The following is a 25,420-nucleotide window of genomic DNA, read 5'->3' on the forward strand; positions in this document are numbered from 1 at the left end:
TATAAAAACTTAAACTTTCTTATTTTTTAATTTTTCTCTTTGTACTTGTTCAATAGGTAAAACATCTTGTGTTTTAAATGTTAAAGCTTTATTAACAGCTTTTAAGTCACGAACTAACTTACGCAAACCTTCTGGTTCTAATGAAGCTGCATGATCAGTACCTTTCCAAGTTCTGTCTAAAGTATAATGTCTTTCAATAATATTTGCTCCCAAAGTATAAGCGGCTACATCTACTGCAATTCCTAAGTGATGCCCAGAAAAACCAATATGTTTTACAATATTTTCGTATTTTGCCTTTAGTAAATTAATATCCAATAAACACACGTCTTCAAACGGAACAGGATAACCTGAAGTACAGTTGTACAATACTAAATCTTGATTACGTTTACTTTCAACAAAAAAGTTAACTAAATCATCTGCTTCAGATTTTGTTGTCATTCCTGTGGAAATATGAATTTCACCTTTATAGTTATTACAAAGCCAAGACAGCATTTCATAGTTATTATTGCAAGCCGAAGGAATTTTTATAAACTCTGGTTTTAAAGAAGCTATTTCCTTGGCAGAAGTCAAATCCCATACAGAAGTAGAGTATATAATTTCTAAAGATTCGCAGTATTCTTTCAACTCAGCATGCTGTTCAAGATTGAACTCTAAATATTCACGGTGCGCTCCATAAGTTCCTCCATATGAATTTGCTGGATTAGGGTGAGGAGCATTGTATTGTTCTTCAGTTAATAATTCTACATTATTTCGCTTTTGAAATTTTACGGCATCGGCCTGACAATAAATTTTCGCCATTCGTATTAATTCTTTTGCAATCTTCATATCACCTTTGTGATTACATCCAATTTCCGCAATTACATATGGGGCTTTGTAATTTTTCATTTCTTATTTTTATTTATATTTTAATATTCAAAATTTTTAGTTTTTTTAATGAGAAAACTAATTAATATCTGACATTGTATTTCATAATCCATTCGCATACTTCTCTAATTGCTCCTGCACCGGAAATATTGTTTAACACTAAGTCAGCGTTCTGTTTTATGGCCTCGACGGCATTGGCAGGAGCAAATGACCATCCTACACTGCACATATTAGCCATATCGTTTACATCATCCCCTACATAAGCTAATGCTCCTTTTGTAATTCCTCGCATTTGCATATAATTTTGTAAAAAACTATATTTATCTTTTACAGCTAAAAAAGTATCTTCAATTTGCAACTTTCGCATGCGTTGTGCTACTAATTCAGAATCTTCTGAGGTCAAAACAATAACCTTAACGTTATTTTGCCTTAATATTTCTAATCCCATACCATCTCGCATGTCAAATACTTTAAAATCTTCACCATTTTTATTGTATGCCACACGCCCATCTGTAAAAACTCCGTCTACATCCAAAACCAAATAGTCAATACGTTGCTGTGATTTTTCTCGTTTCAAACGTTGTATCAACAAATTTTCGACAATAAGCCAATCAGACATTGAGTCTATTTCAGTCAAACTTTCCTCAGACATATGTACAAGGCCAATACTTCCACTCACTCGATTTTTTGTTTCTAAAAAAGCTTTTTTGGTAGTGACATATATTGCACCATTTTCAATTAACAATCCTTCGAAATCTTGACGTCGCGGTCTTTGAAAAACATCATAATTTTGAGGCGTTCCATCAGCATTCCAAGTAAAACGATGTGTATTTACTACCGTTAAAGCTGCATCTTTACCATCCATCACTTCTTTCAAAACAGCATTAATGTCTGTAGCTCGGGTAAAAGGAGATGTAGCCTGAAGCAAACATAAAATTTCAAAATCGGCCGTTACATTTTCGACAAACTCAATCATTACACTTTCTGTAGAGGCAGTGTCTGTCGCACTTTCTTCTGAACGCAAAGCAGTTTTCACTTTTGGAGTCCAAGCGTATTCTCGATTAACATAATTGATAATTTCGACATCGTCTGTAAACACGTACACTTCATCTAGATTAGAAAAAATAGCTTCTGAAAGCACCCAAGAAAACAAAGGGCGCCCAACTAATTTCTTTTTATTTTTTCCTGGTATTCCCTTCGATCCTTTCCGTAACGGAATGATAGCTGTTTTTTTCATACTAGTTATTTCAATATTTTTTCTCCCTTACCAATTACTTTGAAAGAGATAATTGCGATAAAAAACTTAATATTCATGATCAAATATCTTTTTCTAAACTTAAAAAACCTATATATTACTTCAAAATATATCTTATGTATTTTTTCAGATTTACGAACTAATGGATACAGCCTTATCATTTGTCTATAAACAAAAAATTGAGTCGTATCGCTTATATTATTCCCCAAAAGTAATGTATTCCTTTTAATCCCTTCTTTTAAAACTGTAAGCGCTGTAGTTTCACTCATATTGCTTGAAATACTTTTAGGATTAGTTCTGTAGTAATATAAATATTTATCTAATATTTGGATTTTTGGATTTTTTAATAACATTCGAATATGAAAATCCCTATCTTGTTCTTTTAAAAGATTTTCGTTAAATAATTCTTTATCTATTAAAAATTGTTTTTTCCATACTGGATCAACAATATACCAACTTACTTTTAGAGTAATAAAATCATCCAGTAAAGAACTCGTTAGTTGCGTACGATCTTCATATTTTATTACTTCCTCAATATTTAATGAAGTGATTATCGTTTTTGATAGTACAACATCTGCAGAGCTATCAGAAATTGCTTTTAATTTATACTTTACAAAATCAGGATGCAAAATATCATCGCTGTCTATAAAATTAATATAATCTCCCTTTGATTGTTGAAAGCCAAAATTTCGAGCACCATTTGCTCCTTTGCTATAATTAGAGGGCCTATGGTATAATCTAAAACGAGAATCGTTTTTTATGTAATTCAAAACAACATTGAAGCTATTATCAGTCGAACCATCATCGATAATAATACACTCCCAATTAGAATCGGATTGACGTGTTATACTCTCAAGAGTTGACAAAATAAAATCTTCCCTATTAAACAAAGGAATTATTAAAGATACCATCTAAAAACTTGTTGCATATTTATATTTTTCAGTTGCGACAATAAAAACAGATTTTACACCTGTATATGATTTTGTAAATAATTTTATTTCCTTACTCTTTAGCATTTCAATAACCTCATCAACAGTTTGTTTCTCACCAAATCTATTGTAATCATCAAACAAAATTATGAAATCATCCAAAGGTGTCTTGTCTTTTAAAATTGTAAAAATATCAAACCTTGAAAAATTTTCAGAGCCATGAGGGCCATCTATCAAATAAAAATCAATAGAAATATCTTTAATACTTTCTATGTTATCATAACTTTTATAGGTTGCTCCTTTATAAGTTTTCTCTAATAAAGGCATTATCTTCATAGTTGAACTATCCGAAAAAGTATTATTATTCAAATAAATATTTTTCCAATTTTCGTCGTGCTCGATTACTATATGATCTTTGAACTCCTTGTTTGAATCAATATTTAGTGATCAGCTTTGTAGACTCTCCTAAACCAAATTCTAATGTTTTTTTTTGTTTATAATCATTTAAAATTCTAAACAAAACATAAAAAAAGGTATAACTTCCAGCCCATCTTCCAATATTCAAAGCTACCTTATCTACCAACGTTTCTTTTATACTATCATGAAAAACATTTGCCCATAACAACTCTTCATTTAGCCTCTTACTAGCATAAATTGCTTTTACAACATTTTTTATTTTTTTTTATCATTTTTAACAATTTTATGCATCCTTTTTATATTCGCTTTTTACTGCTTATCAACTATTATAAAATTTTATAGTGATAAACTTCCCTTTTTGGCAAGTTTTATTTCTATTCTTTCAAAAATATTTATTTTTCTGCCCTCCAATAAATTTTAGTCTCAGGAAGTTGATTATACATTTCAATTTCACGTTGAGTTAATCTATTACTGTTTTTTATTATCTTAGGAATTGAAAACACTAAATCTAACATAGCAAACAAAAGTGCTTTAAAAGCTCTAAAATCGCCTTTTAAAACTTTTAATTTCAATTGCATCAAAATAGAATATACCATTTTCCTAGGTATAAGTTTTAATGGAAAGAACAAAAAGTACAGATACCATCCAGCACGCAAAGATCTCTGCAAACGTAAACTATAATCTTGATTATTTTTTCTGGCCTTAACATTAACTCTGTGATTTATTAAAATTTCAGGCAAATAATGTATTTCCCATTTTTTTTTAAATAATTGATAAGAAGCGAAATCTTCTTCACCATAAAAAACAAACCAATCTGGGTAATCTGGTATATCTCTCCATGCGGACATTCTCCATACATGGCCACATCCTACAAAGCTTTTCATTCTGTACGAAATTTCATTGGATTGAATTGTCGCAGGCTCTTCTAGATTCCAATAAATTCTAAATCCCAATACCCCTATATTGGCATTTTTATAAAATTTTTCTTTTATGACCTCTAATGGATTATGTGTAATAAAATGTGAATCATCATCAATTATAATTGCAAACTCAGTGGCTACTAAGTTCATAAGACGATTTCTACTATAAATTAATCCTTTGCTTTTCTCATTCTGAATTAATTGAATACTTGGGTATTTCTCTCTTATAAAAGCAGAAGTCCCATCTATCGATCCATCATCACATATAATAATTTTCACATCTTGGCATTGTAATAAATTTTGGCTTTTTTGTAATGTAAAAGCCAAGTCTTTTTTACGATTCTTAGTTGTAATTAAAATTGAAAATTTTGGATTTGACATTAATTGGTATGCAACTTATTTATTACTTTTTTCAAATTCTCCACTGAGACATATTCCTCAAGGTCTTTTCGGTCCAAATGTAGCTCTTTAGAATTATGTTTCCATAATTGATATAACTTTTCAATCAATGAAGCGATTTTTCGCACATCGTCTACTTCTGCCCAAAATTTATAATCTTCACCTAATAATCTTCTCGTTTCACTATAATATGGTGCTAGAGATAGAATTGCTCTGTTTGCCTTTACACAATGTGGAAATTTAGCTGGAAGAAAAGGACTAATCTCTCCTTTTGCTTCCAAAATGATATTGACTGATACATTCTGCTGCAAATGATAAACCTCATCAAAAGATTTATTTTTGTTATAGAAAAAAATTTCAGGATTACTTTTTTTATAATTTTCCAACATTTCACTATGATAAGAAGCAGTTCCTATTAACAAAAGTCTAGCATACTCCCTTGCATCTGGATTTTGTTTGAGAAACAATACAAAACCTTCAACCAATCCCTTTGGAGAACGCTGTTTCATCAAATTTCCAGCATGGAGCAAATTAAATTTCGATACATCAAAATAAAAAGGAAAATCGGTGTTTTTAACTTCATATTTTTCATTTTGATGCGGAATTATTATTCCACTTTTAGAAAATTCTGGAAAATAATTACTCATCCATTCCTTTAATAACTGACTTGGAAATGCACTATATTTAGCCTTTTTTGACAATTCCTGAAAGAAAAATTCTTTAAAATGGTATCCTGGTTCTACCCAGTTGTAAGGCCTAGGATAATAGTGAAATGGATAGGGATCATGTATGTATGCCATCCATTTATTGTGAAAATTAGGTATTTTTAAAACTGCATAATGAGGTCTAAAACTAGCTCCTTTACTTAAGGTAAGCACTAAATCTGATTGAAAAGATTGTTTTTTTAGTGCTTTTCGTATACTGCTTACATCATTAAAAAACGCAAAAGAAAAACCAATTTTTCTTTCAAAAAAAGGGGCAAGATTTACTTTAAAGCGTCGGCTAAAAACTCTCTGAAATCTACTTAAAAAATATGAAACACTATACTTAATTTCAGTTATCTCAAATGTATTTATACTTTTTAGTTTTATATCTTTTCGAGTGTAATGACAAACTAAAACTTCAAATCCTGCTTCATGTAAATTATTAATGAATGCCACATTGGCTTTAGATCCACTGCTATCTTCAATGTTTATAGAATCAACTACTATAAGTATTTTTTTTATCATTTCACCAATTTATTCTCCAGTCACTATTTATTTTTACAAAATTAGGGTTTGGCTATCTCTTTTTGTAAAAACCTAATTATGTTTTTAGAAGCATTGCCATCCCCGTAAGGATTTGATTTGTTTTTAAACCCATCAAAATTCTCTAAAAGTCCTTGAATAATGTTTATAATTTTATTTTTATCAGTGCCCACTAGTTTTGAAAAACCTGCCATTACTCCTTCGGGCCTTTCTGAAGTATTTCGGGTCACTATTACTGGTTTTCCTAAAGATGGTGCTTCTTCTTGAATACCGCCTGAATCAGAAACAATTAAGAATGATTGTTGCATTAACCACACAAAAGCAGGATACGACACGGGATTAACAAGTAAAATGTTTTCTTTTCCAGACAGTAATTGATTTACAACATCTTTCACATTAGGGTTTAAATGGACAGGATATATAATTATAACATCTTCGCGTTTAGAAATTGTCAATAATGCTTCACAGAGATTTTTCATTCCTGCACCAAAATTTTCCCTGCGATGACCTGTTACTAAGACAATTTTTTTACTTGTCGGAATTATATCTTTTAATTCTTCTATTTCAGAGTGGAAATAGTTTTCTTTTTCAATTTTATTAATAGTCCAAAACAAAGCATCAATAACGGTATTCCCTGTTTCAATAATATCAGATTGAGAAATTCCTTCTTTTACTAAATTATTTGTTGCATCGTTTGTAGGCGTAAAATGAATATCAGCTAATTTTCCTGTTAACTGTCGATTGATTTCTTCTGGAAAAGGAGATTGCTTATTATAAGTTCTTAGTCCAGCTTCAACATGAGCTATTTTTATTCCTCGATGAAATGCTGCTAGTGCAACCATAGAAGATGTTGTTGTATCTCCATGTACAAAAACCAAATCTGGATTAGCTTGTAAAAGGACTTTATCCATTTTACTTAAAATGTTAGCACTCAAATTATTTAAAGTTTGATTTGGTTGCATTAAATCTAAATCAAAGTCAGGCTTAATATCAAAAAAATCTAAAACTTGATCCAACATTTCGCGATGTTGCGCAGTAACACACACAAGAACTTCAAAATTATTATTTTTTAGTTCATGATATAATGGAGCAATTTTTATAGCTTCGGGGCGAGTGCCAAAACAAAGGAGAATTTTCATTTTTTAGTATTTAGAAGTCTTTTTTTTATTTTATATAAAGGCATTCGTAAAAAATAAGATTTATAAAACAAGGTCCATCTTACTTTTCCCAAACAATTAAAATCCAAAACAGTAAGAATTCTATTAAATAAATTAAATTCTTTAAAACTTATAGAATCACTTATAAGATAACGAATAAATGAATTGGTAAGTAATTGTTTTTCTTTAAGATTTTGAACTACCATCACAACGGCATCTGCTTGTGAAGATCTTCGTATAGGGTTATTTTGAAAAAACTCTCCAGTATTAGAGTTAGGATGTTTTCTGCCATAAAATAAATACTTGTCTATTGATATACCTTCTATCCCAGCCGATATAATTCTAGAATACAATTCCCATTCTTCGGCATACATCAAATGTTCTATAAAACGATTCTTTTCAAAACATTCTTTCCTCCACATTACTGCACAAGAATTAAAAGGCAATTGATTTTTTAAGATTTTTTCAATATCATTTTTATTAATTTTAAAAGATGAGTATTTTTTAGAATAATCAAAGCTATAATCGAATTCATTAAAAAAAACTTCTCTTAAGTATCTACAAAAGGAAAAGTTTTTATTTTTATCAAGTTCATCCACGCAAATCTCCAAATTTTGAGGATGGACTATATCATCATCATCAAAAAAAATAATATACTCTCCTTGTGCTAAGTCTAAACCATAATTGCGCGTGCCTGGTAATCCTTTTTGATAATTATCTGTTCTTTTATGAAAAGAAAATCTTTTATCAGCTTTTAGAAGTGGCTCAATTTTCTCAAAAGTATTATCGTTCCCTCCATCATCAATAATAAGGCACTCCCAATTTGAAAAAGTTTGTTTTTGTATCGATTGTAATGTTTCAACAATAAAATGCTCCCTATTGTAGGTCGCCATGATAATGGTTACTTTTAATTTCATTTATTTAAAAAATGAATATTTAATTAGCGTTTTAACTGTGTTTTTATCTATGCTATTGATATAATTTTTAATTATAAAAATAGATCTTGATAAATTTCTTTTGACGTCTTTTTCATTAATCATAACTTCTATAGTTTTTTGCAAAAACACTTTTTCTACGTTTTTTTTATTAGAGAAATTTTGATTCTTCTTTATTTCTGATTTTATATTTTTAATTTTAATATTATTAATAATTAACCAGTCGAATTCAATCTTTTCAAAAAGCAAAAGTTTGATTGATAGTTCGGCCATTTCAGAATAATTATTTTTTAAAAACTTCTTCCAAAAAGCAAGAAACATTTCTTTTATATTATTTTTCCAAAGAATGTTTTTTGCATCATCAACATTAATTTGATTTGTTAAGCTTGTTTCATGCTTTCGATAATTGTATAAAGACTGATTTACTTGATAAAATTTGCTGTGTAATACGGCTCGCAACCAAAAATCATAATCTTCAATTAAAAAATATGCCTCATTGTAACCATTATTTCTTTGATATACTTCTTTTTTATACATGAAGCAACAACTGATAAAATTGCCGAAAATCAAATTTTCAAAACCTGGAAGTGTTACACTTCTAATCTTTTGATCTTTATGATCTATCAAAGTAAAATTGCTGTATACAATGTCAACATTTTTCTTCAAAAGATTATCTAATAAGATCCTTAATGTATCTAGTTCATAAAAATTATCATCGCTTGTCCAAGTTATAAAATCACCAGTACATGCATTATGTCCAATATTTAAGCTGGCAGGTAATTTTTTATTTTCGCTATTAGTAATTACTTTAACCCTACTATCCTTTTCAGCATATTGATTTGCAATATTTAACGTACCATCATTTGAAGAATCATTAACAATGATTAATTCAATATTTTTAAAAGTCTGATTCAAACAACTCTCGATAGATTTAGCGAGAAACTTTTCACCATTATAGACTGGAAGTATAATCGAAATTTTAAAATCTGTCATGTCAAACTAATTGTGAGTATTTACTCTCCCAAACACTATCAATATAATTTTGGGAAAAATGCTTATCTATAAAATCTCTTGTATTAGCACCCATTTGTAGTCTCAATTCTGAGTTTGAATGTAATAAATTAATTTTTTCTACTATTTCTTGCAGATTATATTCAGGGCAAATCATTCCTGTTATTTTATCATTTATAGTATACTTAACTCCTCCTGAATCAAATGCAATAACTGGCAATCCGCAAGCTTGAGCTTCAAGAGTAGCTAATCCTTGAGTTTCCCTTCTGCCGTCTTTCAAAGCAACTGCGGTTAACAAATAAAGATCATGTTTCCATAATTCTTCCCTAACTTCAAACTGTGACTTTTTACCCTTCATAAAAACTCTTTCCTGTAGATGATAATTAGCAATTAACCTCTCAAGATTTTCGCGTTCTTCTCCCTCACCAATTATTGTTAATGTTACATCTTTACCTTGATTGACCAAATCAGCTAAAGCCGATATACAAAATTCATGACCTTTGACCTTGTCTAAACGGCCTATTGTTATTAGTTTTAATGTATTCTGAATTGTTTTATTTTCGGAATTTGGATGAAAAAAATTAGTATCAACTCCCACTGGAATAATTGAGAGTAATTCCTTTGGACATCCTAATTCAATAATTTTATCAGCTAAATAAGAAGTGTTTGCAGTAACTAAATCCGCATATTTAAACAAATTGTCATAATACCCATTGTTAGGAATATATCCATTTATAGGAAAAAAAGCATCATGACCATGAAAAGTAACAATTAATGATGGCTTAAAACCTGTTTTCTTTAAAATATCCAATGGTTTCGAATTAGTCCCATACTGAACGTGGAAAATACTTGCATCATTAAATTTTTGGTAAAAACACCATTGATATAACCATGTGAGACTAAATTTGGAAAATTCTTTGTGGAATTTTATAATAGAATTCAACTCTGTAAAATTTATCAATATTAATATCATCCATTTAATTAAACGTAAGAGTTTACTTTTAGGAATACAATAATCTTCAAGAATTACTTTATCTAGTAAATCATACTTTTTAATTAAGATTGAATTAAGGTTCTTATCATTATTGAGAACTCGTCTAACTAAAATTTTCACTTCGTATCCTTGCTTTAAAGCTGTTACAATCTGAGCTACAATAAATGTTTCTGATAAATGTGGAAATTCGGGAACTTTAAAAATAATTTTCTTTGTCATAAAAAGCATTTCTTTATTAATGCAAAGTATCTATTTATTGCTAATCTTAAGACAACATCTTTTCCTGCTCTATGTAATGCAAAAAATGAACTTGGTTTTTGAAATTCTTTCTTTATCATTATCGTTTGGATAACATCATCTATAATAATTCTTTTCAGTTTTTCTAGAGAAAACCCAATTAAAGAGTCAGTTGCGTATTGTAAATCTTTAAAAAATGTCTTTGAATCAATACTATCAATACTTTCATTTGCACCGTAAATAAACCTATTTATAAGGAAAGAAATAAGTCGATCTTTAGCTTTTATTCGAGAATCAGTAAATAAATTATCATACAGGTCATATAAGTTGCTCAAAAATTGATTTTTCAGCTTTTGATCAAATTTCATTCTTGTCGTTAAACTATTTTCGTGATATCTATAGAGATAGTATCCTGAATTGTCAACCTTACGATAAGTACTATGTTTCATGGCGCGTAACCAAAAATCATAATCTTCTACTAAAAACAATTTTTCGTTATATCCCTCGTTTCTATCGTAAACTTCTTTTTTATATAAAAAACACGCTCCAATGACTCCATAAAACATTAAGTATTCTATAGATTTTAATTTGGCCTGTCCAGTAATCACACCATCATCGTCTATGACTAAATAATCGCAATAAACAATATCAGAATTAGATTCTTTTGAAGTAGTATACATTTTATAAATAGCATCTTTTTGATATATATTATCATCCGAAGTCCATGTAATGTATTCTCCTTTTGCCTCCTTATGTCCAATATTTAAGCTTGCGGGTAATTTTTTATTCTCAGAATTATTTATTAATCGCACTCTGCTATCTTGCATAACAAATTCATTCACAATTGCCAAAGTATTATCTGTAGAACAATCATTAACTACAATAACCTCAATTGTTTCATAGGTTTGCTCTAAACAACTATTTATTGCTTGTGCTAAATATTTTTCTCCATTAAAAACCGGGAGTATGATTGAAATAAGAGGATGCTTCATTTACCTTTTAGCATTTTTTTTAATACTCTGATGAAAAAAAAATCATTACTACAGATTTCTTCTTTAAAAAAGAGTTTATTCTTTTTTATTGTTTCTATATTTTCTTTTACAATCCTTTGGTATAAGTATTTTTTTGAAATACTTACCAACCTTGTACTTTCCCCAAAATGAATTTTAAAGTATGACTCTATTAATTGCCAACTTAAGAGAGCATGTTCTATCTTTTTTTCATTATTTAAAATACTTACATTATCAATATTATTCCTTCTATAGAATACTTTAGCATCTGGAACATATACGACCTTATTTGTTTTTATAAATATTCTGGCAAAAAATTCCCCATCTTGGTTTATTTCTAATCTGTCCATCCAATTGCCTGCATTTAAAACCAATTGCCTATTTATTAGATAAGTATGGGGTGGCAAAAAACAACCCGACAAAGCCAAAGCATCAATAAAATCTAGAATGGAATCAAAGTTACTATAAACTTTTAATCCTTCATTTCCCTCATTTGCATCAGAAGAATTTCCAAAAAATTGCCACTTACAGATCGCAATTGTATTTACATCACATTTTTCAAGTTCATTAACCTGTTTTTCAATTTTATTTGATGATATATAATCATCTGAATCTAAATATTGAATATACTTGCCTACACTCTGTTCAAAACCAAAATTTCTACATGAATTTGCTCCTTTAACTTTATCTTTTGGACGACGATATAATTTAAAACGAGAATCTAACTCAACATATTTAGAAATTACTAACTCAGAATTATCTGTAGAGCCATCGTCCACAATAATGCATTCCCAATTAGTATATGTTTGTGTTGCTATAGAATCAAGAGTTTCACTTATAAAATGTGCTCTATTATAAGTCGGAATAATTATAGAAACAATTGGACTAATGCTCGATGTATATTTGTCGATAAATTTATCTAATTTCATTTTATTCTTTTTGGCTTTTATAAGCTTCATTTATTGTGTAAAAATTCAGAAACATATAAAAAAATGTATCACTAAATTTTTAACAACATTCAGTCCAAAAATGTCAGATTAGGTATCCTACTTTCATTTCTTCTATTTATCACAGTTTTTTTATCTAATCCATTAAGTATTTTAATCTGCGAAATGATTTTTGAAAAAAGCCTGAATCTTAAAGAAAATACAGCTTTAAAAGCAAATCCACATAGTTTTTTATTTTCTGATTGAAATGAAAATTGCTCAAAAGGATTAGAGGCTTTTAATGTGATACTTCGTTTATAAAGCATCTGCAAATCTTTAAAATAAATGCTAGTATTTTGTTCTTCTCTATCATGGTACAACATTACGGTTGGCAGAACTCCAATTTTTAATTTATGGAAATACACGCGCTCCACATAATTATCATCTTCGCTATAATGAAAAAAAGAAGGATTAAATCCGCCAACTGTTTCTATACATTTACGTGACAATAACCAACCCGCGGCGTTTACAAATTCGACTGGGTAAATATTCGATTTTATTTTATTCAAATAAATATCAGAATACAGTCCTTTACATTTAAAAGGAATAATGTAATTTGCAAAATTAAAATCCAATTGATCTCCTTTACCATTTAAATGCATTGGACTTACGATTCCGTATTCGGGCTCTATTTGTTGCGCTAAAATTAATTTTTCAATAGTATCAGGCTTAACCCAAGCGTCTTGGTTTAATAGAAAAACAAAATCGGCATTATTGTTATAAGCCTTTTTCATGCCTATATTATTGGCTGCCCCAAAACCTAAATTAACTGCACTTTGTATAAGATTAATTTGAGAATATTTAGATTTTAAAATTTCTTGAAACCCATCAGCAGAGTTGTTATCAATAATCAAAACCTCAACAGGAATTGAGCTCAATAACAAACTATCTAAACATCTTTCAATCCATTTTAAAGGATTGTAGGTTACTATTACTACTACTACTTTCATTTATTTAAGATTTTCTTTAAAATCTTTTTACCCTTTCGTTTACATTTAATCCAAAACCCGAATTGATTATACAATCTTCTTTGAGTATTTTTGTGTAATAATTTATAATAATTATCAAACAAAATTTTGTCATAAATAGCATAATCTCTTATGTCATTATTTCTATTTACATTTGTAGCTTGCATGCTATGGATTCTGAAAGAAACCAATAACTGATTTATGACAATAATTTTATTTTTTTTTAAAATTCTATACCAATATTCATAGTCTAAAATTTGTTTTAGATCTTCATTAAACCACCCAATCTCTTTAATCAAACTTTTTCTAAATAAAACCGTACTTGGTTCTCCAATTTTATTTAAGGGTGAATTAAGAAAACTCTCCCTCTTAAATATAGTCTTATCTAAAATTATATTTCCATTAGGCAATGTAGCAACAAATTCCTTTTGTAAATCGCCATATTTAGATATCCATTCATCGATAATATCATTTTTACTATCTTCTTCCAGAATAAATTTTCTTTTTGATGCTACCAGTTTCACTTTTGAATCTACAGAAAAAGCTTCCATCATTAATTTTATGCAATCTGGTTCCAAAACATCATCTTGGAAAAGAAATTTAATATATTCTCCATTTGCCTTTTCCATACAATTATTCCAATTTCCTCCAATGCCGTTTGGCGGATGATGACAAATGCAAATAGGAATCGTTGTTACATTTATAAAACTATTAACGATTGACAAAGTATCATCTATAGAATTATCATCAGACACTATAATTTCCAAATTATCGTAAGTCTGATTAGCAATACTATTTAAAGCTTCCAAAATGAATTTAGCTCCATTATAAGTTGGTATGCAAACTGAAACTAACGGATTCATTTTATAATTGTTTTTGAATTATAGAAAAAAGTTGCGGACAAATTAGTTCTGGTGTAAATTGAGAAAAATTAGTTTTATTAATATTACCATGCTCTGCCTTTAAGGTAGGATTTGTATAATATTCAATTACTTTATGAGCCATTTCTTCAATGTCTAAGTAAGGAACTATAAAACCACCGCCTTGTTGCAAAACCTCATTAGTCCCTACTGCTTTCTCAAAACTAATTATAGGCTTACCAAGAATTCCAACTTCTATACAAACCAATGGAAATGGGTCTTCTCTTGAAGTCATCAAAAAAACGTCAAAATCTTTATAATAATCTTCTGGGGTTTCAACCTCTCCAACAAAAAAAACTTTATCTATTAAACCTAATTTCAATAAATCTTCTTCAACTATTAATTGTTCAGTTTTTGATATTTTACCAACCCAAATAAATTTAAAATTAATTTCAGGGCGAATTTGAGATATGTAACGAGCTACCTGAATAAAAATATCATGCCCCTTTCTCCAGTGAACTGTTCCCGAAGCTCCTATTACAAATTCTTCTCTTTTATTATTTCCTTTCCTTTCATTTGTGTGTTCTTCTATTCCTGATATTGAAGCGAATTCATAAACCACTTCAATTTTACTCTCAGACACTGCCCAATTCGTTAGTAAGTTGTCTTTTACTATTTGGGCCGGAGTAATATATAAATCGATTAAATCTGTATAATTATTAAAATCAGGCAACATTAATCTAATTATAGCATTAAGCTCATGTAAATGCACAATAAACTTTGCTGATTTATTCTTTAAAATTAATTCATAAGCAAATTTTACGCTTGCAATAGTATTTGCATATACTAAGTCATAATTATTTTGGCTTAACTCTATTAAAAATTTGTCTTTCAAATTAGGTCTCTTTAACCATCCCAACTTTAACAACAAACGTTCTTTTCTATTCAATCTTTTTGATTCAGTTTTTATCTCGTAATTAAAGTAATAATGTACTATCTCTTTAAAGTCTCTTTCTAAATTCCCTCCTTTTAGAACTAGTAAGTCAGCCTGAATTTCTAGCTGATTTAATCGTAACCATTTCAAAAAATGAAACAATACCATTGGCGCTCCAGTTCTTGAGGCATCATGGGATATGAATAAGATTTTCATAAAACAAAAGAATTTACCAAACCATTGAACATTAGTGCATTTTCCTTAGGATAAGCGAAAATTTTATTTTCAGATTTATCTAGGCACTCAACTACATAATTAAAGCGATCAAAAATTGTTACCCCACTGTCTATAGCCGCTGAGTAATGTTTTCCTGAACTATCCATGAAGGCTTGGGTCCAATCGTATCCTAATCCTGTTATTTTATATAAGACTTCAATTTCTTCGTCGAAAAAGTATTCCTTAGTAGCTAAATCAACACCTAACATTAAGACATTTAATTTTGGATACTTTATAGAAACTAAATTCAATACACTCGTAAGGCTGCCTCTAAAGTGAAATAATTCTTCATCAAGAGTATTTGCCCATACATTATCCAGATCCCAAAGATAGTGTACGTTAATATTATAAATCTCATGACGTTTATTGAGTAATAAAGGTTTGCGTTGATTAAATTTATCTAAATAACTTAATATTCTATCATGCTTATTTTTGCTGAATGGCTTTATAAGCTTTCTGCTTATTTTTTTTAAAAATGCTCTGTTTAAGATTATTATATATCTAAAAAACAGATAAGAGAAAGAGAAGAACGACTTAGTTATAAATTCTTTAGAAATCGGAGACACATAGTAAGTAGTTGCGACGCTCTTTGTTCGATTAATAGTTTCATAAAAAAAATACTCCGAAGTTTTATCATGGAAATCATGGAAATAAATATCTGTTGGAATTATACCTGCTTTTTCATAAAACGCCCCATATTTATTTATTGCGATTCGAGCTCGAGTTTTATTAGCCCAGTTTTTAAGATCTTCAGTTAAATTATTAATACTTGCTCCCGAACCTAGAACCACTATCCATTCTTCAGGATTAAGGAATTGTTTATTCAAAGTCATATTTTATTTAGTTCAACAATTAATTTCTTAATTAATTTTCATTAAATAAGTATCTAAAAAAAAGGTAGGGTGGTCTTCAATATCTGAATTAACAAATAACTGCTGTACATTATTAACTCTATAAATATTATGAAAATTAAAAGATTCATTTACAGTTACATTTATTGAATAAACTCCTCTTGACAGTTGCATTTTTTTATGACAAAAATCCAATACGAACTTACCTTTATCAATTTCCTTTAATTCTTCTTTGTAATACATAAGAGCAACTGGCTTATTTTCCTTATCAAATAATGAAATTGAAAAGTAAGGCATTTTAGCAAGTCGTATATTTTCGAAAGAAATTGTGAAAAGGAAATCATCACCCCAATCGATTGTATTATTGTTTGCTTCTATTTTAAATTCAAAATTCTCAATAACTTTATCGTCAATCAGCACGCTTTCTGAATTATTTACAAACTTTCCATAATATTTATTTACTCCCTTAGCAACATCAAATCCTTGAAAATCTACAACACCATGATCCATCAAAATAATTTGATTCGAAATTCTTGAAATCATAGGCATAGAATGCGAAACAAATATAATTGCCGTATTTGGAATTAATTGATCAATTCGTTTAAAACATTTCAGAACAAAACCTAAATCACCGACTGCCAACACCTCATCAATAATTAAAACATCTGGCTCCATTTGTGCAGCAATGGCAAACCCCAATCGCACTTTCATTCCACTGCTGTAGTTTTGAACTGGCATATCAATAAATTCATGAATTTCAGCAAAATCAATAATTTCTTCAATTTTTGAATTAATTTCATTTTTTGAAAATCCTAATATAGCCCCATTATTATAGATATTTTCTCTCCCAGTCAAAATAGGATTAAAGCCAGCGCCAAGTTCAATCAAAGCACCAATTCTTCCTCTCATTGTTACTTTTCCTTCATCTGGATTAATTAATCCATTTAAAATTTTTAGCAACGTAGATTTCCCAGCACCATTATGTCCAATTAAACCAAGACATTCTCCTCTTCTTAATTCAAAATTAATGTCTCTTACAGCCCAAAATTCCTTTGGACGCAAATCTGTGTTATCATTTTTATTTCCCAAAACATTGGAGCATAAATCTTTTACACCATACCAAAGACTGGTTTTTAAATCTTTACAAAACTTTTTAGAAAGATTCTCTACTTTTACTAATACTTCGTTTTCCTCCATTATTAAGCACTCATACGTTCAACAATTATCGGAATAGAAATTCTGTAAAAAACTAATCCTAAAAAAAATAAAGGAATACAAACAGCAAAAACTCCAAAATAATATACTAGATACTCTAATTCTTGTCCGAATAATAAATTTTTAGAAGTTAACAATAAAGGTGTTAATGGGTTTATTTCCATCAAAGTCTTCAACAATCCAGTTTTAGGAATGGCATAAACTACTGGCGTAGCATACATCAAAAAACTGAGTCCCAAACTAACAATTTTTCCAATATCATTATAAAGCATTCCTAAAGGAGTAATAAACAAACCTATAGTTGTCCCAAAAAAGATAATTCCTAAAAAAGCCAATGGAAATAACAAAATAGAAGAATGAAAACCCACTCCATAAACTATTAAAAAAACTAAAAGCAAAACTATTTTTACAAAACTATTAGACAACAACTTGTAAACACCTGATAAAATTAAAGCTTCTTTTGGAAAATTAATTTTAGAAAGTATTGATTTGGCTCCATTTGTATTTGTCATTGGCGCGTTGATGGACTCAATAAGAATTGACCAAAGCAATGTTCCCGAGAAAACAAAAACAGGATAAGGTACTCCAGTATCTGACAACGTCACTGTTCCAGACTTGCTTAAAATGATCCAAATTAAAGCTGTTGACAATGGCGTGATAAATGCCCAGATAATGCCTAAAAATGATTGGCGATATTGCGCTTTAATGTCTCGAATAGCGAGCTGTTTTGCTAAAAAACGAGAACTAAGCATGTCATTGAGACTATCTCGTAAAAGTTTACCAATTTTATTATTGTTTACTTTTTGGTAAACCGTAGTTTTTAATTCCATTTAAATTGGGGACAATAATTATTTAATTTTCGTGCAATATAGAAAAGATGAATTTATAAAAGCAATGATGTTATTTTTAAAATACAATTTGACATGCCAAAAATAAAAATTTAACAAATTAACAAGATTTTTACCTGTAAGTAAATTCTTAAAAATACAAAAAGGTGTTTTTTTTTAAAAAACACCTTTTTCTTACAATTAGAATTAAAATCTACTATATTTTACGAATATTACTTATCTAAAACCTCAAAAGCAGAATTCATGCTTTTGAATTCAGGAACGATTTTTTTCATTTTTGCAACAATATCATCATTATCATAAAAATCAGCTATACCAATAAGTTCATCTATATCGGTATGCAAATTTTCATATTCATCTTGAATTTCTTGCGCTATCATAATTTTATTGTGGTATGTTGGTAACGTTTTTGAAGTATCATTTAGTAATTCTTCATAAAGTTTTTCTCCTGGACGCAAACCAACAATCTTAATTTTAATTTCTTTATCTGGAATAAAACCAGCCAACTTAATCATTTTTTTAGCCAAATCTATAATTCGAACTGGTTTACCCATATCAAAGATATAAATTTCACCTCCGTTACCCATAGCTCCAGCTTCAAGAACTAATTGACAGGCTTCAGGAATAGTCATAAAATAACGGATGATATCCTGATGTGTTATGGTTACTGGTCCTCCTTCTGCAATTTGTTTAGTAAACAAAGGAACTACTGAACCGTTTGACCCTAAAACATTTCCAAAACGTGTCGTTATGAATTTTGTACTGCTTTCAATATTTTCTCTTTGATTTTTTAAGAATAAAGACTGTACATACTTTTCTGCAATTCGCTTACTCGCACCCATGACATTACTAGGGTTAACAGCCTTATCTGTTGAAACCATAACAAATTTCTTGACGTGATATTTACATGACAAATCTGCTAGGTTTTTAGTTCCCTTAATATTTGTTAAAATCGCTTGGGATGGGTTTTCTTCCATCAAAGGAACGTGTTTATAAGCTGCAGCATGAAAAACAACATGGGGATTATAGTTTTTAAAAACCTTTTCTAATGCTTTCTTGCTTTTTACATCAGCTATTACTGCAACAATTTTTGTTTCAGCTTTTGTTGCAAATGTTTCTAAGCATAAATTGTGCAAAGGTGTTTCAGCATGATCTAAAATAATTACAACTTTTGGATTAAATCCAAGAACTTGTCTAACTATCTCACTTCCAATTGAACCTGCTGCGCCTGTAATTAAAATCGTTTTATCCTTTAATTGTTTAGAAATCGACTTACTATCTAAAACAATTGGTTTTCTTTCTAATAAATCCTCAATCTGAATATTTTTAACTTTCTGAGAAATTTCTTTTTGATTTTCCCAATCTGAGATAAGCGGAACTGTATAAACTCGATAATTGAATTCCAAACATTGATCAACGATAATTAATTGCTCATCTTTAGACAAACTTTTATCAGCAATAATTACTCCCTCAGCTGCGACTGAACGCATTAATGCTGGTAATTTTTTTCTTAGAATCAAAATTGGCAAATCAAGCATTCTCTTTGATGCGTTTTGATTGTTTTTGTCAACGAATCCAACAATTTTAAATCGGGAAGGCGTTTCAAATTTTAACGCATTTGCAACAGAAATTGCATTTGCATCTGTTCCGTAAATTACCGTTCTGATAAGTTTTGTATTTGCTTTTTCTGAAAAATATAATTCAAAAGTTTGCTTAACAATTACACGATATAAGAACAACCCACAAAACGATAAAACTAAATTGATAAAGAGAGCTGTATTTAAAAATGCTTTATGCCCTGTGTATAATTCGAAAACTAAATTAAAAAACAAAAAGAACACTAAAACCGACATTTGTGAAAATAAAAGTTTTATAGCGTCGATGTAAGATGAATGCCTAATAATTCCCGAATAAGTACGGAATAGCCAGAAGAAAAATATATTTACAATTATTAAACTTGAAACAAAATAAAAATCGTGAGATGTAATAATATATCCTAATGCCGTCCCTTCAAACAACATATAAGTAAAACTAAACGAAAATATTAAAACCATTACATCAATCGCAACAATAATCCACCTAGGCAAATAGCTAAGGTTGTTAATATGCGCCCTTAGATTTCTAGGAGATAATGAGTTATGTAAAACGTCAGCTATTTTGGCCTGTTTATCTGTATTCAATGGTATTAGTTTTGATTCTGCAAATTTTTAGGTCTTACAAAAATACAAATTAAACGTTTAAAAATGTATTTCTGTAAGTAAATTAAAATTTAACTCCTTTTTTCTTTTGTTTTAAAAATTCGATTAAGTACGTACCGTAACCTGATTTTACTAAAGGTAATGCCAGTTCTTCTAATTGAGCGTCATTAATAAAGCCTTGTCTCCAGGCAATTTCTTCAATACAACCTACTTTTAGTCCTTGTCTTTCTTCCAAAACTTGGACAAATTGCCCTGCCTGCATTAAACTATTAAATGTCCCCGTATCTAACCAAGCCGTACCTCTACTTAAAATACCAACTTTCAAATTTCCTTTTTCAAGATAAACTTTATTAACATCTGTAATTTCATATTCACCGCGAGCACTAGGTTTAATATTTTTTGCAATTTCAACGACAGAATTATCGTAGAAATATAATCCTGGAACAGCGTAATTTGATTTAGGTTCTAAAGGTTTTTCTTCAATAGAAACAGCATTTTTATTTTCATCAAATTCAACTACACCATATCTTTCAGGATCAGAAACATGATATGCAAAAACAACACCACCATTTGGATTAGCATTATCTTTTAATAATTGCTGCATATTTGTTCCAAAGAAAATATTATCTCCAAGTACTAAAGCAACTTTATCTTTACCAATGAACTCTTCTCCAATTACAAAAGCCTGAGCTAATCCATTTGGATTTGGCTGTTCTGCATAACTGAATTTACAACCAATTGTGCTTCCATCTCCTAGAAGCTTTCTAAAATGTGGCAAATCGTGAGGTGTTGAAATAATCAAGATCTCGTTAATTCCAGCCATCATTAAAGTTGACAGTGGATAATAAATCATTGGTTTATCATACACTGGCATTAATTGTTTACTAACCGCTAACGTCAATGGATGCAATCTTGTACCAGAACCTCCAGCTAATATAATTCCTTTCATATTTTTAATTTAGATTTTTAGATTTCGAATATATCTCAATTATACTAATAGATATTATCCAATCATTTTTTTTAAGCTTTCCTTGTAATGTGGAATATTTAAATTGTAAATCCTTTTAATTTTTTGTTTATCTAATAATGAAAATTCTGGGCGTTTTGCTGGAGTTGGATATGATGATGATGGAATTCCTCCTACATTACAATCATATTTTCCTAACTCTTTAATGCTCAACGCAAATTCATACCAACTTATTTCACCTTCATTCGAATAATTATAAATTCCAGGATTCCATTCTGAATTTTTTAAAATATCAATCATTGCCTGAGCTAAATCTGTGGCATAAGTTGGAGAGCCAATCTGATCATTCACTACATTAATGGAATCTCTCTCTTGCATTAATCGCTGCATAGTTTTAACAAAATTGTTTCCAAATTTGCTATATACCCATGAAGTTCTAATAATTATTGAATCAGGATTTTCTTTTAGACAGGAAACTTCACCAGCTAATTTACTTTCTCCATATACATTTATCGGATTTGTTTGAGCTTCCTCAGTTAATGCTACAGAAGAAGTTCCGTCAAAAACATAGTCTGTTGAAACATGTATCAACTTGGCTTTATTTTCAAAAGCATATTTGGCAATTTCTTCTACTGCTAGGTGGTTTACTGTAAATGCAATTTCTTTTTCACTTTCAGCTTTGTCAACTGCTGTATAAGCTCCACAATTGAATATTACATCAGGATAAATTTCATTCAATTGCTTTTTAAGCAAATCGATATTATCGAGAGTTATTTTGGTACGATCAGCACATATCCATTCATATTGTGAATAATTCTCAGATAAAACTTTTAGTTCTGAACCTAATTGTCCTGTTGCTCCTGTTACTAAAATTCTTTTCATTAAAATAAACTATTACAATTTTCAATAAAAGGAAGAATTTGATCTTTTTCTGAAACTATTGCTTCCTCTAAATTCATTCCCCAATCAATGTTTAGAGATGGATCATCATATTTAATTCCGCCCTCAGAAGCTTTATTATAAAATTGATCACATTTGTACATCACAGAAGCGGTCTCGCTAATAACTGAAAAACCGTGAGCAAATCCTTGTGGAACCAATAATTGTTTTTTATTTTCTGCTGATAATAAAATACTGAATGCTTTACCATAAGTAGGAGAATCTTTTCTCAAATCAACAGCAACATCAATAATTTCTCCTTCCAGTACACGGACTAATTTGGTTTGAGCAAAAGGCGGATTTTGATAATGCAAACCTCTTAAAGTACCTTTTTTAGAGAAGGATTGATTATCTTGAACAAAATCAATATTGATTCCCAAATCCTCAAACTTGGTTTTACTATATGATTCAAAAAAATATCCTCTTTCGTCTCCAAAAACGGTTGGTTCTACAACTACTAAATCTTTTATAAAAGTTTCTTCTATTTTCATATTTTATTTACTTCATTAAAAAAAGTTCTACCGCTTCTTTAATTCTATTTTTATCTTCGTTTTTTAAATTTGATCCTGATGGCAGGCATAAACCTTTCTTAAATAATTTCTCGGCAACTTTATCTCCATAATAGGGATAATTTTCAAAAATTGGCTGCAAATGCATCGGTTTCCATAAAGGACGACTTTCGATATTAGCATTATCAAAGGCAATTCGTAAATTTTCTCTTTGCTCTTCTGATTCCAATAATATCGTATTTAACCAATAATTTGAAAAATAGTCTTTATTTAAATTATCAAACAGTTCTACATTTTGAATTTTATCAAAAAGTTCTTTATAAAATAAATGATTCTCTCTCCTTGAATCGATATTATCTTTCAGTATTTTCATTTGCCCTAGACCAATACCTGCACAAATATTACTCATTCTGTAATTATAACCAATTTCACTATGCTGATAATGAACTGCTTCATCTTTTGATTGAGTGGCATAAAATATTGCCTTCTCTTTTTTCTCATTCGAGTTCGTAATTAATGCCCCCCCGCTTGAAGTTGTAATAATTTTATTCCCATTAAAGGATAAAACTCCAAAATAACCAAAAGTACCACATTTCTTCCCTTTGTACTTGCTTCCTAGTGCTTCTGCACTATCTTCAATAATTGGCATTTCATATTTATCAGCGATTGCATGCACTTCATCAACTTTATAAGGCATCCCATATAAGTGAACCGCAATAATGGCTTTAGGTTTTTTACCTTTTTTAATTCGGTCCTTAATAGCAACCTCTAATTGCTCTGGGCAAATATTCCATGTCTCAGATTCACTGTCTACAAAAACAGGAGTTGCATTTTGGTACAAAATAGGATTTGCTGAAGCAGAAAATGTCATGCTTTGACATATCACCTCATCGCCTTCTTTAACTCCCAATAAAACCAAAGCCAAATGTATTGCTGATGTTCCAGAGTTTAATGCTACTACAAAATTATCTTGACCGAAATAATTCTGCAATTCATTCTCAAACTCGTTTACATTTGGTCCTCCCGAAGTAATCCAATTTGATTTTAAAGCTTTCTGGATATATTCTTGCTCAAAACCGCTCTCCTCAGATAGTGATAAATAAATTCTTTTACTTGTCATTTTTAATAATCCAATAATCTGAAGGATAACGAACATCGTCTTCCTCAACTTTTGTTAAGGGCAAAGTCGAAAATGACATTAATTTTGAATTTTCTTCCAAGGATTCTACTGCATTTGCATAGCCTGCAGGAATATGGACAATTTTACTATCTGCTTCTGAAACAAAAACAGTCTCAATGATTAAATCTTTTGATGGATTTTCCCAATTATCAATTTTTATGAAATGAATATTGAAAGAACCTGCTAAACAATAAAAATTTTTAGCATCTAATTTATGTCCTTGCCACGCACGAATTGGATTTTCGACAGAATTGCTTATAACATAAAATCTTTCAATATCCTTAAAACTGAAATCATTTACATAAGAAATACTGCCTCGTCTATCTGAGAATGATCCTCCTTGAATTATTTTAGGCTTCATGTTTTAAACGTAAATTAACTTTGTTCAATAAATAAAATTTTGACGAATAAATACAAATCAAAGGCAAAATTACAATTCCGAAAACAATCTCGTCTTGAACTTTTTGATAAAGAAATATAACTAGAAAAGAAATCCCTGCTTGAACTATAGCATAAAGTAGCGAAACTAATCTATGCTGTATTTTATATTCATTACTTAACACCTGATATAAATGCAATCGATGTGCTTCAAATATATTTTGTTTCAAATACAAACGATGCATTATCGTGCATACAGCATCTACTCCATAAACAGCTAAGAATAATAACCAAATTATCGATTCTGTGCTAAGAATTAATTTTAAAACTAAATATATTACCCAAAAAGCTATGGCAATACTTCCAACATCTCCTGCAAAGCACTTTGCTTTTTTTCGATAATTAAAAAACAAAAAAACAAGGCTTGCAATTATAGCATATTTTATAAATAAACCATCGGTAAAAAGCTGGATTTTTGTATTTACATACAGTAAACTCCCCATTACCACTACACTATAAAGTCCAGTAATTCCATTTATTCCGTCCATGAAATTGTATGCATTTATAACTCCTATTGCTAAAATATACACCAGCAAAATTTGCCAAATGGGAATTAAACTAAAAATTCCTAAATCATAAAATATCAAACTAATGGCTAAAAAATGAATTGATATACGAATTTTGTTTGACAAGCTCTGAATGTCATCCCAAAAGCTGACTAAGCTGACCAAAGTTATTCCCGTAAAGAAAAAATAATTACTCTGGAGATGTTGTGTAAAATAAAGCAAGGCTGAAAACCAGAAAACAACTCCACCTCCACGTAGCGTTATTTCTGTATGTGAGCTTCTTTGATTTGGTTTGTCTATAATATCAAAACGATCAGCTACTTTAAAGTATAGCAACATTAAAATCATTAAAACGATTCCTAAGATTATA

At 29.6% G+C, this 25,420-nt stretch carries 25 protein-coding genes; all 25 read right to left on the reverse strand.

What is annotated here, in order from left to right; genetic code table 11:
* Positions 1–9 precede the first annotated feature (9 nt).
* Positions 10–885, reverse strand: a complete 876-nt coding sequence (locus ACWA1B_RS18465) for an N-acetylneuraminate synthase family protein (protein ID WP_456909447.1) — start codon at positions 883–885, stop codon at positions 10–12.
* Between the two features lie 61 nt (positions 886–946).
* Positions 947–2,101, reverse strand: coding sequence for a cytidylyltransferase domain-containing protein (locus tag ACWA1B_RS18470; RefSeq protein ID WP_456909449.1), 1,155 nt, complete (start codon positions 2,099–2,101; stop codon positions 947–949).
* Between the two features lie 5 nt (positions 2,102–2,106).
* The gene (locus ACWA1B_RS18475) at positions 2,107–3,030 is read right to left on the reverse strand and encodes a glycosyltransferase family 2 protein (RefSeq protein ID WP_456909451.1); all 924 of its coding nucleotides are present in this window, start codon (positions 3,028–3,030) and stop codon (positions 2,107–2,109) included.
* A complete protein-coding gene (locus ACWA1B_RS18480) occupies positions 3,031–3,375 on the reverse strand; it encodes a class I SAM-dependent methyltransferase (protein ID WP_456909453.1) in 345 nt (114 codons plus the stop codon).
* 482 nt (positions 3,376–3,857) lie between these two features.
* Positions 3,858–4,766, reverse strand: coding sequence for a glycosyltransferase family 2 protein (locus ACWA1B_RS18485; protein WP_456909455.1), 909 nt, complete (start codon positions 4,764–4,766; stop codon positions 3,858–3,860).
* Complete coding sequence (locus ACWA1B_RS18490) at positions 4,766–6,013, reverse strand: glycosyltransferase family protein (RefSeq protein ID WP_456909457.1); 1,248 nt, start codon at positions 6,011–6,013, stop codon at positions 4,766–4,768. The genes ACWA1B_RS18485 and ACWA1B_RS18490 overlap by 1 nt, the downstream gene beginning before the upstream one ends.
* A 41-nt stretch (positions 6,014–6,054) precedes the next feature.
* Positions 6,055–7,170 (reverse strand): non-hydrolyzing UDP-N-acetylglucosamine 2-epimerase, encoded by a 1,116-nt coding sequence (gene wecB / locus ACWA1B_RS18495; RefSeq protein ID WP_456909459.1) that lies wholly within the window; start codon positions 7,168–7,170, stop codon positions 6,055–6,057.
* Entirely contained in the window at positions 7,167–8,105 is a 939-nt protein-coding gene (locus ACWA1B_RS18500) for a glycosyltransferase family 2 protein (RefSeq protein WP_456909461.1), read from the reverse strand. Before ACWA1B_RS18500 ends, wecB begins: the two co-directional genes overlap by 4 nt.
* Positions 8,106–9,116, reverse strand: a complete 1,011-nt coding sequence (locus ACWA1B_RS18505; RefSeq protein ID WP_456909463.1) for a glycosyltransferase family 2 protein — start codon at positions 9,114–9,116, stop codon at positions 8,106–8,108.
* 1 nt (position 9,117) lies between these two features.
* Positions 9,118–10,347 carry a glycosyltransferase gene (locus ACWA1B_RS18510; RefSeq protein ID WP_456909465.1) on the reverse strand — a complete coding sequence of 410 codons (1,230 nt, stop codon included), beginning with the start codon at positions 10,345–10,347 and terminating at the stop codon, positions 9,118–9,120.
* The gene (locus ACWA1B_RS18515; protein WP_456909467.1) at positions 10,344–11,357 is read right to left on the reverse strand and encodes a glycosyltransferase family 2 protein; all 1,014 of its coding nucleotides are present in this window, start codon (positions 11,355–11,357) and stop codon (positions 10,344–10,346) included. The genes ACWA1B_RS18510 and ACWA1B_RS18515 overlap by 4 nt, the downstream gene beginning before the upstream one ends.
* The gene (locus ACWA1B_RS18520) at positions 11,354–12,304 is read right to left on the reverse strand and encodes a glycosyltransferase family 2 protein (RefSeq protein ID WP_456909469.1); all 951 of its coding nucleotides are present in this window, start codon (positions 12,302–12,304) and stop codon (positions 11,354–11,356) included. The genes ACWA1B_RS18515 and ACWA1B_RS18520 overlap by 4 nt, the downstream gene beginning before the upstream one ends.
* Before the next feature lie 89 nt (positions 12,305–12,393).
* Entirely contained in the window at positions 12,394–13,311 is a 918-nt protein-coding gene (locus ACWA1B_RS18525) for a glycosyltransferase family 2 protein (protein WP_456909471.1), read from the reverse strand.
* The gene (locus ACWA1B_RS18530; RefSeq protein WP_456909473.1) at positions 13,308–14,192 is read right to left on the reverse strand and encodes a glycosyltransferase family 2 protein; all 885 of its coding nucleotides are present in this window, start codon (positions 14,190–14,192) and stop codon (positions 13,308–13,310) included. Before ACWA1B_RS18530 ends, ACWA1B_RS18525 begins: the two co-directional genes overlap by 4 nt.
* Before the next feature lies 1 nt (position 14,193).
* Positions 14,194–15,339: a glycosyltransferase gene (locus ACWA1B_RS18535; protein ID WP_456909475.1), complete on the reverse strand. Its 1,146-nt coding sequence runs from the start codon at positions 15,337–15,339 to the stop codon at positions 14,194–14,196.
* Entirely contained in the window at positions 15,336–16,226 is an 891-nt protein-coding gene (locus tag ACWA1B_RS18540; protein WP_456909477.1) for a hypothetical protein, read from the reverse strand. The genes ACWA1B_RS18535 and ACWA1B_RS18540 overlap by 4 nt, the downstream gene beginning before the upstream one ends.
* Before the next feature lie 33 nt (positions 16,227–16,259).
* Complete coding sequence (locus ACWA1B_RS18545; RefSeq protein WP_456909479.1) at positions 16,260–17,339, reverse strand: ABC transporter ATP-binding protein; 1,080 nt, start codon at positions 17,337–17,339, stop codon at positions 16,260–16,262.
* Positions 17,340–17,449: 110 nt separating this feature from the next.
* Positions 17,450–18,295 (reverse strand): ABC transporter permease, encoded by an 846-nt coding sequence (locus ACWA1B_RS18550; RefSeq protein ID WP_456909481.1) that lies wholly within the window; start codon positions 18,293–18,295, stop codon positions 17,450–17,452.
* Positions 18,296–18,525: 230 nt separating this feature from the next.
* On the reverse strand, positions 18,526–20,493 hold the full coding sequence (locus ACWA1B_RS18555; protein WP_456909483.1) for a polysaccharide biosynthesis protein: 1,968 nt from the start codon (positions 20,491–20,493) through the stop codon (positions 18,526–18,528).
* An 82-nt stretch (positions 20,494–20,575) separates the two neighbouring features.
* Positions 20,576–21,460, reverse strand: coding sequence for a glucose-1-phosphate thymidylyltransferase RfbA (gene rfbA, locus ACWA1B_RS18560; protein WP_456909485.1), 885 nt, complete (start codon positions 21,458–21,460; stop codon positions 20,576–20,578).
* A gap of 54 nt (positions 21,461–21,514) precedes the next feature.
* Positions 21,515–22,360 carry a dTDP-4-dehydrorhamnose reductase gene (gene rfbD, locus ACWA1B_RS18565; protein ID WP_456909487.1) on the reverse strand — a complete coding sequence of 282 codons (846 nt, stop codon included), beginning with the start codon at positions 22,358–22,360 and terminating at the stop codon, positions 21,515–21,517.
* Entirely contained in the window at positions 22,360–22,908 is a 549-nt protein-coding gene (gene rfbC / locus ACWA1B_RS18570) for a dTDP-4-dehydrorhamnose 3,5-epimerase (protein ID WP_456909489.1), read from the reverse strand. Before rfbC ends, rfbD begins: the two co-directional genes overlap by 1 nt.
* 7 nt (positions 22,909–22,915) lie before the next feature.
* The gene (locus tag ACWA1B_RS18575; protein ID WP_456909491.1) at positions 22,916–24,046 is read right to left on the reverse strand and encodes a DegT/DnrJ/EryC1/StrS family aminotransferase; all 1,131 of its coding nucleotides are present in this window, start codon (positions 24,044–24,046) and stop codon (positions 22,916–22,918) included.
* The gene (locus tag ACWA1B_RS18580; RefSeq protein WP_456909493.1) at positions 24,036–24,467 is read right to left on the reverse strand and encodes a cupin domain-containing protein; all 432 of its coding nucleotides are present in this window, start codon (positions 24,465–24,467) and stop codon (positions 24,036–24,038) included. Before ACWA1B_RS18580 ends, ACWA1B_RS18575 begins: the two co-directional genes overlap by 11 nt.
* A complete protein-coding gene (locus ACWA1B_RS18585) occupies positions 24,457–25,398 on the reverse strand; it encodes an MraY family glycosyltransferase (RefSeq protein WP_456909495.1) in 942 nt (313 codons plus the stop codon). Before ACWA1B_RS18585 ends, ACWA1B_RS18580 begins: the two co-directional genes overlap by 11 nt.
* Positions 25,399–25,420 lie beyond the last annotated feature (22 nt).

The organism is Flavobacterium xizangense (genome assembly GCF_054075145.1).

Bases quoted from the DNA above. Each gene is read 5' to 3' on its own strand.
- ACWA1B_RS18505 (WP_456909463.1), bottom strand. From the start codon at position 9,116: ATGACAGATTTTAAAATTTCGATTATACTTCCAGTCTATAATGGTGAA.
- ACWA1B_RS18465 (WP_456909447.1), bottom strand. From the start codon at position 885: ATGAAAAATTACAAAGCCCCATATGTAATTGCGGAAATTGGATGTAAT.
- rfbD (WP_456909487.1), bottom strand. From the start codon at position 22,360: ATGAAAAGAATTTTAGTAACAGGAGCAACAGGACAATTAGGTTCAGAA.
- rfbA (WP_456909485.1), bottom strand. From the start codon at position 21,460: ATGAAAGGAATTATATTAGCTGGAGGTTCTGGTACAAGATTGCATCCA.
- ACWA1B_RS18515 (WP_456909467.1), bottom strand. From the start codon at position 11,357: ATGAAGCATCCTCTTATTTCAATCATACTCCCGGTTTTTAATGGAGAA.
- wecB (WP_456909459.1), bottom strand. From the start codon at position 7,170: ATGAAAATTCTCCTTTGTTTTGGCACTCGCCCCGAAGCTATAAAAATT.
- ACWA1B_RS18500 (WP_456909461.1), bottom strand. From the start codon at position 8,105: ATGAAATTAAAAGTAACCATTATCATGGCGACCTACAATAGGGAGCAT.
- ACWA1B_RS18485 (WP_456909455.1), bottom strand. From the start codon at position 4,766: ATGTCAAATCCAAAATTTTCAATTTTAATTACAACTAAGAATCGTAAA.
- ACWA1B_RS18525 (WP_456909471.1), bottom strand. From the start codon at position 13,311: ATGAAAGTAGTAGTAGTAATAGTAACCTACAATCCTTTAAAATGGATT.
- ACWA1B_RS18490 (WP_456909457.1), bottom strand. From the start codon at position 6,013: ATGATAAAAAAAATACTTATAGTAGTTGATTCTATAAACATTGAAGAT.
- ACWA1B_RS18585 (WP_456909495.1), bottom strand. From the start codon at position 25,398: ATGATTTTAATGTTGCTATACTTTAAAGTAGCTGATCGTTTTGATATT.
- ACWA1B_RS18520 (WP_456909469.1), bottom strand. From the start codon at position 12,304: ATGAAATTAGATAAATTTATCGACAAATATACATCGAGCATTAGTCCA.
- ACWA1B_RS18470 (WP_456909449.1), bottom strand. From the start codon at position 2,101: ATGAAAAAAACAGCTATCATTCCGTTACGGAAAGGATCGAAGGGAATA.
- ACWA1B_RS18580 (WP_456909493.1), bottom strand. From the start codon at position 24,467: ATGAAGCCTAAAATAATTCAAGGAGGATCATTCTCAGATAGACGAGGC.
- ACWA1B_RS18535 (WP_456909475.1), bottom strand. From the start codon at position 15,339: ATGAAAATCTTATTCATATCCCATGATGCCTCAAGAACTGGAGCGCCA.
- ACWA1B_RS18475 (WP_456909451.1), bottom strand. From the start codon at position 3,030: ATGGTATCTTTAATAATTCCTTTGTTTAATAGGGAAGATTTTATTTTG.
- ACWA1B_RS18575 (WP_456909491.1), bottom strand. From the start codon at position 24,046: ATGACAAGTAAAAGAATTTATTTATCACTATCTGAGGAGAGCGGTTTT.
- ACWA1B_RS18510 (WP_456909465.1), bottom strand. From the start codon at position 10,347: ATGACAAAGAAAATTATTTTTAAAGTTCCCGAATTTCCACATTTATCA.
- rfbC (WP_456909489.1), bottom strand. From the start codon at position 22,908: ATGAAAATAGAAGAAACTTTTATAAAAGATTTAGTAGTTGTAGAACCA.
- ACWA1B_RS18480 (WP_456909453.1), bottom strand. From the start codon at position 3,375: ATGCCTTTATTAGAGAAAACTTATAAAGGAGCAACCTATAAAAGTTAT.
- ACWA1B_RS18530 (WP_456909473.1), bottom strand. From the start codon at position 14,192: ATGAATCCGTTAGTTTCAGTTTGCATACCAACTTATAATGGAGCTAAA.
- ACWA1B_RS18550 (WP_456909481.1), bottom strand. From the start codon at position 18,295: ATGGAATTAAAAACTACGGTTTACCAAAAAGTAAACAATAATAAAATT.